The 15,490-nt window shown below is 51.3% G+C and carries 14 protein-coding genes; 9 read left to right on the plus strand and 5 right to left on the minus strand.

Annotated elements, in window-relative coordinates; genetic code table 11:
• Window positions 1–188 precede the first annotated feature (188 nt).
• On the plus strand, window positions 189–821 hold the full coding sequence (locus QP794_RS23155) for an NAD(P)-dependent oxidoreductase (RefSeq protein WP_285079077.1): 633 nt from the start codon (window positions 189–191) through the stop codon (window positions 819–821).
• A gap of 141 nt (window positions 822–962) precedes the next feature.
• A complete protein-coding gene (locus QP794_RS23160) occupies window positions 963–2,642 on the plus strand; it encodes an NAD(P)H-hydrate dehydratase (protein ID WP_285079078.1) in 1,680 nt (559 codons plus the stop codon).
• Between the two features lie 506 nt (window positions 2,643–3,148).
• On the opposite strand, the gene QP794_RS23165 is transcribed toward QP794_RS23160, so the two are convergent.
• From QP794_RS23165 to QP794_RS23180, 4 genes are all read right to left on the minus strand, one after another.
• Window positions 3,149–4,801, minus strand: coding sequence for a methyl-accepting chemotaxis protein (locus tag QP794_RS23165; protein WP_285079079.1), 1,653 nt, complete (start codon window positions 4,799–4,801; stop codon window positions 3,149–3,151).
• 27 nt (window positions 4,802–4,828) lie between these two features.
• On the minus strand, window positions 4,829–5,836 hold the full coding sequence (locus QP794_RS23170) for a BMP family lipoprotein (protein WP_218831780.1): 1,008 nt from the start codon (window positions 5,834–5,836) through the stop codon (window positions 4,829–4,831).
• 411 nt (window positions 5,837–6,247) lie between these two features.
• The gene (locus QP794_RS23175) at window positions 6,248–7,858 is read right to left on the minus strand and encodes a gamma-glutamyltransferase family protein (RefSeq protein WP_285079080.1); all 1,611 of its coding nucleotides are present in this window, start codon (window positions 7,856–7,858) and stop codon (window positions 6,248–6,250) included.
• 199 nt (window positions 7,859–8,057) lie between these two features.
• The gene (locus tag QP794_RS23180; RefSeq protein WP_285079081.1) at window positions 8,058–8,957 is read right to left on the minus strand and encodes a glucose 1-dehydrogenase; all 900 of its coding nucleotides are present in this window, start codon (window positions 8,955–8,957) and stop codon (window positions 8,058–8,060) included.
• Window positions 8,958–9,125: 168 nt separating this feature from the next.
• Here QP794_RS23180 and fosB point away from each other — a divergent pair, with 168 nt between their 5' ends.
• Window positions 9,126–9,548 carry a metallothiol transferase FosB gene (gene fosB / locus QP794_RS23185; RefSeq protein WP_285079082.1) on the plus strand — a complete coding sequence of 141 codons (423 nt, stop codon included), beginning with the start codon at window positions 9,126–9,128 and terminating at the stop codon, window positions 9,546–9,548.
• A gap of 106 nt (window positions 9,549–9,654) precedes the next feature.
• Window positions 9,655–9,879, plus strand: a complete 225-nt coding sequence (locus QP794_RS23190) for a hypothetical protein (RefSeq protein ID WP_285079083.1) — start codon at window positions 9,655–9,657, stop codon at window positions 9,877–9,879.
• 130 nt (window positions 9,880–10,009) lie between these two features.
• Here the strand turns inward: QP794_RS23190 and QP794_RS23195 are convergent, their stop codons facing one another.
• Window positions 10,010–11,260 (minus strand): helix-turn-helix domain-containing protein, encoded by a 1,251-nt coding sequence (locus QP794_RS23195; RefSeq protein WP_285079084.1) that lies wholly within the window; start codon window positions 11,258–11,260, stop codon window positions 10,010–10,012.
• A gap of 183 nt (window positions 11,261–11,443) precedes the next feature.
• Here QP794_RS23195 and QP794_RS23200 point away from each other — a divergent pair, with 183 nt between their 5' ends.
• The 5 genes from QP794_RS23200 to lysA all read left to right on the plus strand — a co-directional run bounded on the left by QP794_RS23200 (window position 11,444) and on the right by lysA (window position 15,474).
• Window positions 11,444–11,740: a hypothetical protein gene (locus QP794_RS23200; RefSeq protein WP_285079085.1), complete on the plus strand. Its 297-nt coding sequence runs from the start codon at window positions 11,444–11,446 to the stop codon at window positions 11,738–11,740.
• Between the two features lie 111 nt (window positions 11,741–11,851).
• Window positions 11,852–12,121, plus strand: a complete 270-nt coding sequence (locus QP794_RS23205; RefSeq protein WP_285079086.1) for a hypothetical protein — start codon at window positions 11,852–11,854, stop codon at window positions 12,119–12,121.
• Entirely contained in the window at window positions 12,118–12,861 is a 744-nt protein-coding gene (locus tag QP794_RS23210) for a 3-oxoacyl-[acyl-carrier-protein] synthase III C-terminal domain-containing protein (RefSeq protein WP_285079087.1), read from the plus strand. Before QP794_RS23205 ends, QP794_RS23210 begins: the two co-directional genes overlap by 4 nt.
• A complete protein-coding gene (locus QP794_RS23215) occupies window positions 12,800–14,188 on the plus strand; it encodes a preATP grasp domain-containing protein (RefSeq protein ID WP_285079088.1) in 1,389 nt (462 codons plus the stop codon). The genes QP794_RS23210 and QP794_RS23215 overlap by 62 nt, the downstream gene beginning before the upstream one ends.
• Window positions 14,188–15,474: a diaminopimelate decarboxylase gene (gene lysA / locus QP794_RS23220; RefSeq protein ID WP_285079089.1), complete on the plus strand. Its 1,287-nt coding sequence runs from the start codon at window positions 14,188–14,190 to the stop codon at window positions 15,472–15,474. Before QP794_RS23215 ends, lysA begins: the two co-directional genes overlap by 1 nt.
• The last annotated feature ends 16 nt before the right edge of the window (window positions 15,475–15,490 follow it).

Here is a 15,490-nt window from a genome sequence, read left to right on the forward strand (position 1 = left end):
GGAGTTGTGATTCCTTGTTTTAATAACGAGTGTACCCGAAAATGGGAAGATGAGCTAGACTCATGGTTTACAAGAGAGTGAAGACGGTTTAAGATGGCGTGAGCCGTTTAAGGTATATAACAATGGGATTAAGTATTAAAATAACGGTAAGTTGACAAGAGGATATCTACTGAAAAGAGGGATTTAATATGAAAGTTGCCATTTTTGGAGCAACCGGAGTGATTGGAAAGACGATATTGTGGGAATTGATGGACCGAGGACATGAAGTAACGGCGATTGTTCGTGAGCCTTCGAAGGTTGAGATGGAGCATGAGCGTTTGCGTGTGGTACAGGGTGATTTGCTTAACCCGGATCAGGTTGCCGATTTTACAGCAGGACAGGAAGCCGTTGTGAGTGCCTACGGACCGAAGTTCGGTGCGGAGGAAGAGATGCTGGAAGTTACACGTTCACTAATCGAGGGTGTTCGTCGTTCGAAAGCAGGACGGCTGGTTGTGGTTGGCGGAGCGGGAAGCTTGATTACGGATTCAGGAGAAATGCTGATGGACACGCCAGGGTTCCCGGAGGAAGTCAAGCCACTGGCGAAGGCCCATGTAGATGCGTATAACCTGATTGAGGCGTCGGATATTCACTGGACCTACATGAGTCCGGCAGCTACGATCACAACGGGAAGACGGACAGGCCTATTCCGGGTTGGTATGAATCGTGTAATCACAGATGATCTTGGTGAGAGCTCCATTTCGGTTGGCGATTTTGCAGCGGCTTTGGTGGATGAACTGGATGATCCACAATTTATTCAATCTCGGTTTACAGTAGGTTATTAAGAGCTGCAGGTTACAAGGCTGGGAAAACAGACGAGAACATTCAATGAAGCGAAGCAGCTTGGAAAACTAAAGAGTCATCGTGAGAGTATAAGCTATTCACAGATGCAATTTTCGGAGAATTTCACCGGGGAGGGATGAACATTGTTTATCGTAACCGCTGAACAGATGAGAGCTGTGGATGAGCATACGATTCACAAGCTTGGCATTCCGGCTGCCAGTCTGATGGAGAACGCAGGCAGAGCCATCGCCGAGGAAGTTATCCGGCTGTGCCGGGAAGGCTGTAAAGAGGTTGTTAGCCGCAGTCCGGGGCAGCAGGGTGGCCGGAACGATGGTAAAGTGAAGCGGGCGCACACCGGGCCCGGGGATCGGCAAGGTCTTGGTGGCGACATCATCGCCGATCCGGCGCTCGTGATGGAGCAACCCGGTGATCAGCAGTGGTACATGCTGATCGGCAAGGGTAATAATGGCGGCGACGGGCTGGTTGCGGCGCGCCATTTGGTTGAGGCGGGGCTCGGCGTGACTTTGGTCTACGCCGATGCGCCTGATGCGTTGCGGGGCGAAGCCGCAGTGCAGCGGGATGCCGCAGCACAGCTCGGCATCCCTGCCCTTGTCCACGGGCGCGAAGTCGTGGACTTCAGCCGGTGCACAGGCATCGTGGATGCGCTTCTGGGCACCGGCTCGAGTGGGGCGCCGCGCGGAGCATACGCGGCGCTGATTGCGGGGGCGAACGACAGCGGCAAGCCGATCGTGTCCGCCGATGTGCCAAGCGGGCTGAATGCCGACACCGGGGAGGTATATGAGCCCTGCATTCAGGCCCGGGTGACCGTATGTCTCGCGCTGCTTAAGTGCGGGCTGGTTCAGTACCCGGGCGCATCTGCTGCGGGGCGCATCGTGGTGCGCTCCATCGGCATTCCAGCGCGGCTTGCGCCGGAGCATGGCCCCTCGGTCCGTCTGCTGACGGATGAGGTGCTGCGTGGTGCGCTGCGCGTGGACACGGGCCGTCTCCGGGCACCGGACGGCCACAAGGGCACTTACGGCCACGTGCTGCTGGCCGCAGGCAGTCTGCCCATGAGCGGCGCAGGCCTGCTCTCGGCCAAGGCCGCGCTGCGCGCTGGCTGCGGGCTCGCCACATGGGCGCTGCCCGCGGCACTGCTGCCGCATGTCATCGGCACCGTGCCCGAGCTCATGCTCGCTGCCGCCGCCGATGGCGACAGCGGCGAGTGGAACGCGGCTTCCGCCGACGCCGTGCTGCGTCTCGCGGAAAGCCGCGACGTGCTTGCGACCGGCCCGGGCCTCGGCCGCTTCAAGGACGACACAGACTGGCTGCGCTGTCTGTGGCAACAGACGGATCGCCCGCTCGTCATCGACGCGGACGCCCTCAACATGCTTGCAGACGCTGGCCCAACCGGGCCTCGCGACTGGGGCAAACGAAGTGCGGCGACCATCCTGACGCCGCACCCCGGAGAGATGGGCCGACTGCTGGGCATGTCGACCCCCGAAGTGCAGCGTGACCGAATTGGACACGCTGCACGGTACGCCCGCGAGCAGGGCGTGACCCTGGTGCTCAAGGGAGCACGCACGGTCATCGCAACGCCATCCGGCGAGGCGTACATCAACACCACCGGGCACGCTGGCATGGCAACCGGCGGTGCGGGAGACGTATTGACCGGCATCATTGCCGGTCTGCTCGCCCAAGGGCTGAGCGCGGAGCAAGCTGCTGCCTTTGGCGTATTCCTACACGGCCAGGCAGCGGAGAGGGCCGCGTTGCTGCGAGGTGAACCGGCATCCCTGCTCGCCGGGGATATCATGGAAGCCCTGTAAACCAGGGGCACGCTTATTGCTGCACTCTGGGTACATTCGGTATTTCATAAGCTGAATTTACGTTGCTTTGAGTTCGTGTGATAGGTGCAGTTAGAGAGTACATGTCCTTCATGTGCTGCATGCCTCTGGACACAACAATGATATAAATGATTCATAACATAAAGGAAGGGATGTCCCATAGTCATCAACATGACGTGGACATCCCTTTTTCGTGTGAATACCGTTTAACGAACCGAGCACACGCTATGAGCTTCATTTTCCATTAATCTGCGCTTTAAAGAATCACAGCGGCGTTATTTTCGCTGCTCTGCAGGTTCTGGCCCAAGTTTGTATCCGTATAATGAGAATAGCGTGCCTGGAATTCGTTAAACTGTGCATTCGACCCCAATCCTCCAATTAAGGTGTGGTCGATTCGTTAGAATGGAATAGCGCCTCGACCAGAGAAGGGAAGTGTCCCTTCCAGCCTTCGGACAGCCGCTTCTCTTCTCTCTATTATCACGCCTCCACTACAACCGGAACCGTAATAGCTCCTGATGCATCTCCGCACTGATATCCCGCAAAGACTTCACCTTGGTGCTTGCTTCATTGAACGAACGCTGCTGCTCAGCTGTTGAAGCGGTAATTTCTTCGCTGCTTGCAGCTGATTGCTCCGTAATAGCGCTGATGTTTTCAATCGCCTGCTGAACCTGTGCGCTAAGTTCACTGGACTGCTTCATGTCTTCCGCAAGCTGGTTAATGCTTGTACTGATCCGCTCCACACTGTGACGGATTCCGGAGAAGGATTCGCCGGTTTTTCCAGTAGCCTTCTCCTGTTCCGCAAAGAGCTGAATGCTCTGCGTCACCGAGCTTTTTACTTTGCCCATAGCCGTTGTAATTTCGCTGACTGCTGCAAAGATATGCTGTACCGATTGCTCCGATTGCTCGGCCAGTTTCTTCACTTCCCCTGCGACGACAGCAAAGCCGCGTCCGGCTTCACCTGCACGTGCCGCTTCGATGGAGGCGTTCAGAGACAGCAGGGTGGTCTGTGTAGCGATGCCCGACACATAGGCAGTCATGGTAGCAATCCGGGAGGCGCTCTCCTCCAATTCCTGGACCGTCTGCTCTACCTCAGACATGGCAATCCGGTTGACTTCAGCCAGACGAAGCTGTTCCTGTACAGCAATGTGTCCTTCCTTCACGGAACTCAGAACCTCGTTGCCATATATGGCCGATTGTGAAGTCGCCTGAAGATTACTTTCAAACGTATGCTGCATCTTATCTACGACCATAACCGTGTCACTTAGATCCTCAGCAATTTTCTGACTGCCAATCGACAGTTCTTCGGTCGTTCGGGACACTTGCTGCACTATGGCCTGTACGGTATCATTACCGCGGTCAATGTCCTGTGCCATTCCATCAACACGGTTTCCTGCCTCACCGATGGATTGGATGATACTGCGAATATTACCCGTCATAAGGCGGAAGGAGCGGTTTAAGTCATCCAGCTCATCTTTGCCTCGGGCCTCCGGAAGCTGCTGGGTAAGGTCACCGTTCGCAATTTGTCCTGCCGCTTCCTTCAAGGTGCGAATGCGTCTTGCCAATTGTCGTGAAGCGTTCATATTGAACAGCAGGACAGCAATCTGCAGGACGATGGCTCCGACGAGAGCAATTTGCCAGGTTCGCTGGATGTCTTGTTCCAGATCCACCGTATATTGCTCATATCGATCCCGGGTCACCTCATCCAGCATATAGATATCATTTTGTATACCTTTGACCCGTGAGCTGAAACGTTTGGCGTCCGAACTGTTCATGGCTGTGATGGCCTCCGTGGCACCATTGTCCAGAGCTGTCAATTTCGTTTGGATTGATTGGATTAGACGAAGCTGTTCGTCCGTTTCCAGCAAGCCTTCCGTGAGCTCTTTCACCATCGTTTTACCTTCGTCCAGCAATCGGGCTACGTTATCCTGATTACCAGCTGTCATGGAGAACGAATATACATCGAGCGCCTGCTCGGTCTGTATCTGATTTGCGTTCAGCTCAGTAACCTTTAACATGGCAGGCACCAGATTTTGGTTTTTGGCATTCATGCTCAATAATTGAATAATGATATAAGCGACCAGCGCGAGGCATAACAGTAACGAAACTATGGCATTCAATATCAGCTTTCCCTGCAATTTCATAAGCGTGCCTCCATTTTAGCAATTGGTTTATTGATCTAGGGTAATCTTGGTTTTGCCGGAAGCAATCTGTGCTTTCAAATCATCAAAAGTTTGCTCTTGTTCCTTCGTAAGGGTGATGTTATGTAGAGCGGTTAGACCTACTCCATTTTCTGCCAGACCGAAGAGCATTTCTTTTTGCGGGAATGAATGCTGGTTCTGAATGAATGTATTGATGGCGTTATGAAGAGAGATATCTACATTTTTGAGCATGGACGTGAGTACGGCTTTTTCTGCTAAAAAGAACTGATCCTGGTCCACGCCAATGGCGTATTTCCCTAATTTTTGAATCTCTGAAAGTGAGCCTATGCCCGTAAGTCCGGCAGCGACGTAAATGACATCAACACGCTGTTCCTGAATCATCTGTGCTGCGAGCTGTCCTCCAAGATCAGGATTGCCGAAATCTCCGGCGTACACGACATGGACTGTGGCATTCGGATTAGCAGCCTGGACACCTTGCTCAAAGCCTTGCTGAAAATTGTGGAGTACGGGGATATCCATTCCACCCAAAAAGCCTACATGGTCTTCGGTTGTTGCAAAGCCGGCAATAATGCCCGCAAGATAGCTGCCTTCTTCTGCTTTGAAGGACATGGAGGTCACATTGGGGAGATCGGAATGCCCGTCAATGATGAGGAAATGTTGATCTGGATATTTCTGAGCAACCTTCTCCAGATCGGCTTTTACCGTGTCGCTCAGACCAATGATCAAATCGACTTTATCCTTCGCAAATTGCTCAAAGGCTGCCTCGGATGTCAAATCCTTTCCCGGTTCCTTGTAATCAAAAACAATACTGTTCTCGTTTCTGGCCTGTACCAAACCCTCAAATGCTGCATCACTGAAAGAATGATCACCTAGGCCGACATCGGTAAGAACGATGCCGACTTTGGTTCGCTGATCTGCGGGGGAGGCCTTATCGGTTGTCGAACACGCTCCTAGCACCAGGACAACCAGAATCATCATCATGGTGAACCCGAGTTTGTATTTCCACTGTGTTTTCATGTGCTTATGACCTCTTTTCTATAAGATGGAGATGATGTATGAGATGAGCAATTCCCCTATATTTATATCGGACGGGAGCAGAGTCTCCGTAATGGGGAATGATGAAAATTTACGAAAATACAATGAAATTTCAATGAAAACCATGAATTATACATTAGATTTTCATTGGAAGAGGCATGCATTATCGACGGAACCTGTGCATCTTGCGGGTCAACGAGAAAAAAGATAGACAAAAAAGGCAAAGAAGAGACCAATTTGATCTCTTCTCTGCCTGTGATCCAAACATAATTTCATATGAACTACACTTTCGCATGAATCAATACATTCATATATATTAATGGTTTTCCCGTTCACCCAGCATATGCAGTGCTCCAGGCTTTTCCGCTCTTAATTAGCTGCACATGCAATGGATTACCACGCTGCTACGGAGCCATCAGCCCGGCTTTCCGTGCCACCGCATAATACACCGCTGTCCGGATCTCGCCATATAATCTGACCGCGTCCGAACATCGACGGGTCGAGGGCGATCTGTATATCATGCCCCTTGCGGGCGAGTGCCTGTGCAATATGCTGAGGGAATCCGGGCTCAACCAGGATCGTTTTGCCTTTGGTCCACTGCCAGCGCGGAGAGTCGAGCGCAGCCTGCGGATTGAGGTGGAAGTCCACCGTATTCATGACGACCTGCACATGACCCTGGGGCTGCATGAAACCGCCCATCACCCCGAATGGACCGACCGCTTCATCGCCGCATGTGAGGAAGCCCGGAATGATCGTATGATACGTCCGTTTGCCCGGCTCCAGCGCGTTGGCATGATCCGGATCAAGCGAGAAATTATGTCCCCGGTTTTGCAGGGCAATGCCTGTTCCCGGCACAACCAGCCCTGAGCCGAAGCCCATATAGTTGCTCTGAATGAAAGAAACCATATTGCCTTCACCGTCCGCTGTAGCCAGATAGACCGTTCCGCTTGCCCGCGGATCGCCTGCTTCGGGCGGAAGTGCCATATCGCCAATGAGCTTGCGCCGTTCGTCTGCATACGCTTCGGACAATAGCTCCTGTACGGTTACGCCCATCTTGCGTTCCTCGGTAATGTATTGCTCACCATCGGCAAATGCCAGCTTCATGGCTTCCAGTTGTTGATGGTACCCCAGTACGGACTCTTCCTCGTCAAAATCGAAGCCTTTCAACAGATTGAGCGCTGCCAGAGCAATCAGCCCCTGACCGTTTGGTGGGATCTCCCACACGTCATATCCGCGATAAGAGACCGAGATCGGATCAACCCATTCAGGCTGGAATGCGGCCAGATCTTCTTTCGTCAAGTAACCGCCGTGCTCTGCCATAAAAGAATGAATACGCTGCGCGAGTTCACCTTCGTAGAAGTCTCGCGCTCCGCTCTCGCCAATCCGGCGCAGTGTAGCCGCATGATCCGGCGAACGCCACATTTCGCCCACGGCCGGAACACGTCCGCCTGGGGCGAATGTATCAAACCATGCTCGCCCGGCTTCCGCATCACCCTGGCGTGCATAGATATCGGCTGCCCGTGCCCAATGGCGGGCCAGCCCCGGCGCAAGCGGGTAACCTTCTTCCGCGTAGCGGACAGCCGGTTCCAGCGCTTCCGCCAGCGTGAGCCGTCCAAATCGGCGGCTCAGCTCGGCCCAACCCGCCGGTGCGCCAGGCACCGTCACCGGAATGACCCCCAGCTTCGGAATCTCCGTATGGCCTGCCGACTTGAGCGCCTCAATTGAAATACTCTGAGGCGCAGGCCCACTGGCATTCAGGCCATGCAGCTTGCCCTCGGTCCAGACGAGGGCAAAAGCATCGCCCCCAATGCCATTGGACGTTGGCTCCAGCACGGTTAGTGCAGCAGCAGTTGCGATAGCGGCATCAATGGCATTGCCGCCCTTTTTTAACACATCCAGACCGGCTTGCGCAGCCAAAGGTTGTGAAGTGGCGACCATGCCCTGTTTGGCGTAGACGGGCACACGGTATGACGGATACGGTTGGTAGAGTGGATCGTAGTTCATCAGGTTGTTCAGCTCCTTGTCGCAAGATGTCAGGTTCCGGCTTGCCGGATCAATTACTCCTAACCCTCTTCGCAGCGAAGCTGCTGTTCTCCTGCTGACCGTACGAAATCCAACCTGACATGGCCCATGGACAGAGATAATACAGTTTCATTCATATCAGAACATTTTATCTTCCCAATATAAAGTGTTCTCCAGATGACTAGGTGGTTACCATATCCCCGCCATTGACATGAATGCACTCACCGGTGACATAGGAAGAGTCGCGGGAAGCGAGATAGACGTAGGCTGGAGCAAGTTCATAAGGCTGGCCTGCGCGGCCCATCGGTGTCTCAGTTCCAAATACCTGCACATCTTCAGCGGAGAAGCTGGAAGGAATAAGCGGTGTCCAGATCGGTCCGGGTGCGACGCAATTGACCCGAATACCCTGAGCAGCGAGCGATTTGGCGAGTACACGAGTCAGAGAGACTACAGCCCCTTTGCTGGAAGAGTAATCGATCAACTGCACTTCACCTTTATAGGCCGTAATGGAAGCCGTATTGATGATGGATGCTCCTTTGCAAAGATGAGGGAGAGCCGCTTGAATCAGAAAAAAGTAGGCAAACACATTCGTCTGGAACGTATGGTACAGCTGCTCTTCCGTAATATCGACAATGCTCGGCTGTACATATTGCACGCCATGATTGTTGACCAGAACGTCGATCTTTCCGAACGTCTCCATGGTTGTACGGATGACCGCCTCGCAGTTTTTCTTCAAGCGGAGATCAATCTCGATCAACAGACACCGTTGACCCAGCTCTTCAATGCGATCACGTGTCCTTTCGGCATCGGTCCGTTCATATAGATAAGCGATGGTGATATCTGCACCTTCCTTGGCAAAAGCTATGGCTGCCGCTCTGCCGATTCCACTGTCACCACCGGTAATAATCGCCACCTTGCCTTCCAGCTTGCAGCTGCCAATATAGGCAGGATCTTCGCTGATGGGTTCAGGCACCATCAGGGTTTCCAGACCAGGCTGCTGATCCTGATGCTGGGGTGGGAAAGCCAGCTTTTGTTCCTTGCACACCGTCTTCTCACCGTAAAAAGGATAGACAGGATTCATTTGTTTTACATCCTCCTCGCACGTTCGTTCATACGCCTAAACTATGCATTCGCCCAGAAGAAGGTGCGACAGGAGGAAGAAGGGCATTTGTTTTTAGCGCAAAATATACCATAATAAGGATGTAGCTATTGCAGCAGGTCATTAAAATGTGGAGGTGTCAGAAGCCGAATGAATATTCAGGGAATTAATCATCTGTGCTTTTCCGTATCCAATCTGGATCGGTCCATTACCTTTTATGAGCAGGCTCTCGGTGCCCGTATTCAAGTGAAAGGCCGGAAGCTGGCGTATTTCGAACTTGCCGGTCTGTGGATCGCTTTAAATCAGGAAGACGACGTCATTCGCAACTATACGGAACGAACGTATACACATATTGCATTTACCGTAAAAGAAGAGGAATTTGATGAGTCCGTGCAACAGCTGCGAGCAGCCGGGGCTGACATTCTTCCCGGAAGACCACGTGATCCCAAGGATGCATTATCCGTTTATTTTACCGATCCGGATGGTCATCTGTTCGAGCTGCATACCGGAACTATGAAACAAAGGCTGGATTATTACCGGGAGGACAAACCTCATATGACCTTTTATTCATAAAACGATTGCGCAAATGGAGGTAAATGGTATTTAACGTATTTAATGTCATTGTAATTACCCGTAGAATAGGTCTCAGGTTCGCGAGGATATAGGATATATCTATCTAATGCCAAACGATACAGAAGGAGAGATGGGCGTGGAGAGCAAAGGATCCAAATTACGGGTAATTGCAAGTGGAATCTGCATGGCCACAGTCGTACTGGTTTCAGTTACGGGGGAGATTTCCATATCGGGGGAACGCCCGGGGCTTTCTGGATTTTCGGTTCAACAGAATGACGGACTTCTACCTGTAACTCTGCTTGATCTGAATGATCCGGTCCCGCGTAGATGAGCATGTTTATTTAATCCTGTGACGTTTTGAAGCTAAGGTCGAAAATGAGGGCCTCTATCCCAGAGACCCTGAATTTCATAAAACCTTTTCGTTTTGTTTTGCAGTTGTTAGGTGAAGATTGGGTGTGTGTCTACTTGATAAAAGATTTGTAGTCATTGTAGTCCATCTTACGATCCTGTTTGCTTAAGAGGAGTAATTGGTGGCTTATGTTCGCTTCACGCTCTGCATAGATCCGTTTTAGCAGGTCGTGGCTCATGCGTAGAAAGTAATAACCTTCGTCCGAATTGTCTTTCTCATGGAACACCAGACCGAGAAGACGATATAGTTTTGCCCGCAGTATCCCTTCATCTCGCTGATCCAGGAGTTGAAGGGCTTCTTTGATGGCAGCCTCTGCCTGTAGCAGTTCGCGTTCCTCCAGATAAATTTTACTGATCTCCTCCAATATGGAAGCCTTCTTGTCGGGCAGTTTGCGTTTGTCGTATATATCGGCGCATTCAGCCAGCAAAGGAAGAGCTTCTTTTTTTTGCCCCATATGAAGCTGAATTACAGCAAGGTTGTGGAGGGCCAGAACATACGATTCACTCTTTGCTTGTTTGTATGCATCTGCCGAGGTTTTGGTCCAATCCTGGCTTAATGACAGGTGCCCTTCCTGTTCAGACATGTAGTAGGCTTTGCCCAGTCCAAGCGTAATCTCACCATAAAGTTCCTGCTGTCCTGTCATCCGGGCTTCTTTTTCTGCTTTATGATAAAAATCCAGGCCTTGATCGACATTCCCCAAACGCAAATGAGTGGTTCCAAGATACGTCAGTGCACGAATATGATCATCCTGCAGGTGTTTAAGCCTGCTGCTGTAGGTATACGCCTGTTCATAATATTTCCGAGCGGCATGGAACAGCTCTGCATGAAAAGCGGAACGCCCCATTTCCAGATAATATTGAACGATACGGCCCCGATCTCCGGTGCGGGTTACTGTAAAGGCGGCGGCTTCTCCCTTGTCCATGGCTTCCCGATGTTCTCCCATTCGGTTATGGCTGCGCATAATCAGGAGGTAGGCTTCTGTCTGGTCTATCGTATCCTTGGTCAATGTGAGCACATTATGTGCCATGCGAATGCAAGCATGGTCGTTGTTTTCCTCAAAATATAATTTGGCCTTATCCAGCACGGCTTCACCAATATCCGTATCAGTCCCTACATTTCCTTCCAAAAAATACTCCATGGGTGTATTCAATCTTTTCGCAATGATCTTCAACATACGCTGGGAGGGAACGGCTCTGCCCTTTTCAATAAGACTGATATATGAGCGCGTCATGTCCTCTCCCGCCAGTTGCTTTTGCGAAAGTCCAAGCTGCTCCCGAATTTCCCGGATTTTGGGTCCGACCATGTTCATTCACCGTCCCTTAAATATAATTTGAACTTAACTAGATTGTGAATTGTGTGTTGAGTCCATGGAGTAGGCAAAAACAAGGGACAAGGAGTGTGAGGAGCATTTACCTCCATTTACCGTTTAATTCCAATTTGGGAGATTATAGAATGATAGTATCCAAGATGAAAGGAGGAGAAATGAATGGTCCTTAAGGCGACTCCCATTACACTGGAACAACTGAAACGCAAAGAAATCGAAGCAGCACAAATGGAAGCTAACGTACTGGGTGAGACTCGTGAAGTCAGTGCCCGTGCAGTAGAGGCTCGTGCAGTAGAGGCTCGTGCAGTAGAAGCTCGTGCAGTAGAGGCTCGTGCGGTAGAAGCCCGTGCAGTAGCGGCTCGTGCAGTAGAAGCTCGCGCAGCAGCGGCTCGTGCAGTAGAATCTCGCGCAGCAGTAGCCCGTGCAGCAGAAGCTCGTGCTGCGGCAGCCCGTGCCTGATTTTACTTACTTATCGCATTACGTAGATTCATAGATGGGAGCTTCCACGGAAGCTCTCTCCCTATATTCAGAGAGATTCGCACATTGGTGATAACGAGGTGTCTTGAGCCGATGCATATTAAGCAAATATGGTCTTATATTCCAGAACATGTCGTACCCATTCGGAAACTGAACGATGCCCTGGGACTCAACACTGCCCAGACGAAAGTGCTGGAAAAAATTCATGGTTTGAAACAGGTTCGGCAAGACAGAGACGGAGATCTGGCCGCCCTGCTCGGGCGCGTGCTTACCCAGGTGGTTAATCATCAGAAGGTAGCTCCTGCTTCGATTAAGTATATCATTTATTGCCACACAATTCAGGAAAATTTCCCTTTCCTATGAAAGTTTTGCAGGGCCTGAAACGGGCGCATGGATTGCAGCATGCCATCGCGTTTTCACTTACGCAGCAGAACTGTGCATCGGGTCTGGTTGCCCTGAATGTTGCCGAGACTTTGCTGCCTTCATTGGAAGCGGATGATCATATTTTAATTTTGACCGGGGAGAAAACGTTTAGCCCCGTTGTGCAACTGATTCCCAACACAACCGTGATGGGGGAGGCAGCCGCGGCTGTCCTTGTCGGCAATGGCAGAGATGGAAGCCGGATGGTTGGCCTTACGAATATTACGCTCGGTCAGTACTGCAATGTGCTTACGGGAAATCCTCAACTACAAAGGGAATTCCAGGAGATATACACGCCCCGGCTATGTGCTGCCATTCTTGAAGCTGTGGAGCAGGCGGGTCTTACACTGCAGGACATTCGATATATCGTACCGCACAATGTGAATCTATCCTCCTGGAAAAAAGTAGCCGCCCGACTATCGTATCCCCTTGAGCGTATGTATACATCAAATGTGCAGGAGATTGGTCACTGCTTCTGTTCAGATCCGTATATCAACCTTCAAGCTGTTCTGGAGCAGGAGCTTCTGCAACCGGATGATTATTATCTGCTTGTTACAGTTGGTCTTGGGGTTACCTTCAGCGTAGCGGTAATGCAATATGCAGGAATTGGAGGCGATGGTCGTGACGACAGTGTTGACCGATTTTTCGAGCAAGTTGAAGTGGGCGCTAACGGGTCGGCATAATGTTACTTTTATATATCTGAACAATTTTGAGGTTGAGGAATACTGGAGTGAGCAGGGGGTTCTTAAGCTGCCTTCATTGAGCATCGGTTCTGCTGCAGACGTCGTGAATCGGATGGAAGAATTGGGGCTGTTTCTGGCTGGAGAGAACGATATCATTTTGCTTAAGAGTCTACCGGATCAAGCGTTCATGGCAGAGGCGCAGTCGCTCGGTTTTGGCCGGTCGCGGTGCATTGCTGCGAAATCCAATGAACCCGCACTGAATATTACTGAAAACCTCCTCAGTTGTCCAGATACGCTGGACAAGCTGCGGCAATTGTCCGAGGATTCCGAAACACAGGCTTATTTGGTCCCCTTCGGGACATCCGATCAGGAAGAGGAGCTCTCCCGCCTTACCGGAATTCCTCTTGCAGTTCCTTCTGCAGACGTGTTTCGCAAGGTGAATGACAAGGGGTATTCCCGCCGCCTAAACGCCGAGTTGGGCATTCGCCAGATTCCAGGCGTAGAGTGTACGTCTCTGGAGGAGCTTGCGTCCGGTTTCGAGCGTCTGAAGCCGGTGCTTGAGCAGGGTGGACGCCTTGTGCTGAAGGATTCCATGGGGGTATCAGGTAAAGGCATTACAGTAATCTCTGATGAAGCCCGGTTTCACAAATGTATGAGCATGCTGGAGAAGCAGGCGAGTAAAAAGGACATTCGCAGAATTAATTACGTACTTGAACAATGGATTGACAAAATCTGTGACCTGAATTACCAGATCCTTATCGACCGGTCCGGTGAAGTCGAATTCCTTGGTATAAAGGAATCGCTGGTAGAACTGGGCGTCCATCAGGGACATCTCATGCCCTCTCGCCTGGATGATAATCAGCTTGGCATTATTCGGGAGGCAGCCCTGCAAATCGGTGCAGCTTTGTATCGGGACGGATATTACGGCATTGCAGGCATGGATGCCATTCTGGATGAGGATGGTACGGTTTGGCCCAACCTTGAAATCAACGCAAGGTTTAACATGTCTACATACCAGACGAATATTCAAAATCGTTGGCTTCCGGACGGCATGTTCGGTCTCGCCAAAAAATACACACTTCGGCTCAAGCGCTTGCTGGAATATGGCGAGCTGCGTTCAAGACTGGGCGAGCTGATGTTCACACCAGAGAATGGCGAAGGGCTGTTCATCAATAACTTTGCCACGGTCAATGCCGCATTCAAAAGTGAGGGGAACCTTTTTTCCGGACGCCTGTATGGCGTAATTATTGCGCCCTCTCCTGAACGGCTGCAATCCATTGACGCATCGGTAGAAGGCGTCTTAACTTCCATAAATGAGGTGATGTGATGTCTGCGGAATATCAGGTTCAGCAGTTGCCCATCTCGGAAATAGCCGAGAAATTCGGGACGCCCCTGTATGTTTATGACGGGGAAGTACTGCAACAGGTGTATCAGGAGCTTCGGGGTTCGCTTACGCCCCACGTGGAGCTGTTTTATTCATTAAAGGCTAATCCGAATGTTTCGATAGTTCACATGCTCCGAGAAATGGGCGCGCAGGCCGAGGTGTGTTCCCTGACCGAATTGCACACGGCTTTAAAGGCGGGAGTAGCTCCGGAAAGTATTATTTTTCTTGGACCCGGAAAGAGCGATGAAGAGATTTTAGCCTGTATTCGTTATGGCATTTACGCTATCGTGTGCGAATCATTTCAGGAGCTTGAGCGTATTGAGATGATTGCCGCCAGCGAAGGGCGAATCGTAGCGGTGGCGCTGAGGGTCAATCCCTCCTTTTCCGTAAAAGGATCAAGGCTGACTATGGGCGGCAAACCGCGCCAGTTCGGCATGGATGAAGAGAGTGTGTTTCAGGGGAAGAAGCTGTTCGAGAATTACTCCCATGTGGAGATCATGGGACTTCACGTGTACATGGGAACCCGCATGCTGGAGGTAGAACCGATTGTCGAGAATACACGCCATATTCTGGACTTGGCGGAGCGTCTTGAACATGAGCTTGATATTACGCTGCGCATGGTTGATGTCGGTGGGGGATTGGGTGTTCCATATCATGAAGGTGAGCAGCCGTTATCCATAGCATCTCTGACGGAACGATTGAATCCCCAGTTTGAAGCTTTTCGCCTTGGGCATCCAAACACCCGGTTGTTCATGGAGCTTGGGCGCTATCTGGTAGGCACCTCCGGCATGTTAGTCAGCCGTGCTTTGTACGTCAAGCAATCGTATGGAGAGAACTTTGTCGTGACGGATGGAGGAACGAACTGTCATATGGCAGCGGTAGGCACGGGATCATACGTGAAGCGCAACTTTCCAATTGCATCCTTGACACGTTATGGAGAAACCCCTGTAGCCGAGTTTAACATCACGGGCCCCTTGTGTACCCCTAATGATGTTGTTGGCAAACGTGTTCCGCTTCCGCCTATTGCACAGGGCGATCTGATTGGTGTATTTCACTCCGGAGCTTATGGACCAACAGCTTCTCCAACGCACTTTTTGAGTCACGGAAGTCCAGCGGAAGTTCTGATCATTGGCGGAGAGGCACATCTGATTCGGGATAGGGATACTCCAGAGGATCTGCTGGGCAAACAGCGTTTGATACAAGTGTCCCATTCTGCAATAACCAATTGATAAGGAGAGATGATGA

It is taken from the genome of Paenibacillus sp. UMB7766-LJ446 (assembly GCF_030226665.1).
GTDB classification, from domain to species: Bacteria; Bacillota; Bacilli; order Paenibacillales; family Paenibacillaceae; genus Paenibacillus; species Paenibacillus vandeheii.

Excerpts from the sequence above, each read along its gene's own strand:
- QP794_RS23155 (WP_285079077.1), top strand. The coding sequence starts at position 189 with ATGAAAGTTGCCATTTTTGGAGCAACCGGAGTGATTGGAAAGACGATA.
- QP794_RS23165 (WP_285079079.1), bottom strand. The coding sequence starts at position 4,801 with ATGAAATTGCAGGGAAAGCTGATATTGAATGCCATAGTTTCGTTACTG.
- QP794_RS23170 (WP_218831780.1), bottom strand. The coding sequence starts at position 5,836 with ATGAAAACACAGTGGAAATACAAACTCGGGTTCACCATGATGATGATT.
- QP794_RS23175 (WP_285079080.1), bottom strand. The coding sequence starts at position 7,858 with ATGAACTACGATCCACTCTACCAACCGTATCCGTCATACCGTGTGCCC.
- QP794_RS23180 (WP_285079081.1), bottom strand. The coding sequence starts at position 8,957 with ATGAATCCTGTCTATCCTTTTTACGGTGAGAAGACGGTGTGCAAGGAA.
- fosB (WP_285079082.1), top strand. The coding sequence starts at position 9,126 with ATGAATATTCAGGGAATTAATCATCTGTGCTTTTCCGTATCCAATCTG.
- QP794_RS23190 (WP_285079083.1), top strand. The coding sequence starts at position 9,655 with ATGCCAAACGATACAGAAGGAGAGATGGGCGTGGAGAGCAAAGGATCC.
- QP794_RS23195 (WP_285079084.1), bottom strand. The coding sequence starts at position 11,260 with ATGGTCGGACCCAAAATCCGGGAAATTCGGGAGCAGCTTGGACTTTCG.
- QP794_RS23200 (WP_285079085.1), top strand. The coding sequence starts at position 11,444 with ATGGTCCTTAAGGCGACTCCCATTACACTGGAACAACTGAAACGCAAA.
- QP794_RS23205 (WP_285079086.1), top strand. The coding sequence starts at position 11,852 with ATGCATATTAAGCAAATATGGTCTTATATTCCAGAACATGTCGTACCC.
- QP794_RS23210 (WP_285079087.1), top strand. The coding sequence starts at position 12,118 with ATGAAAGTTTTGCAGGGCCTGAAACGGGCGCATGGATTGCAGCATGCC.
- lysA (WP_285079089.1), top strand. The coding sequence starts at position 14,188 with ATGTCTGCGGAATATCAGGTTCAGCAGTTGCCCATCTCGGAAATAGCC.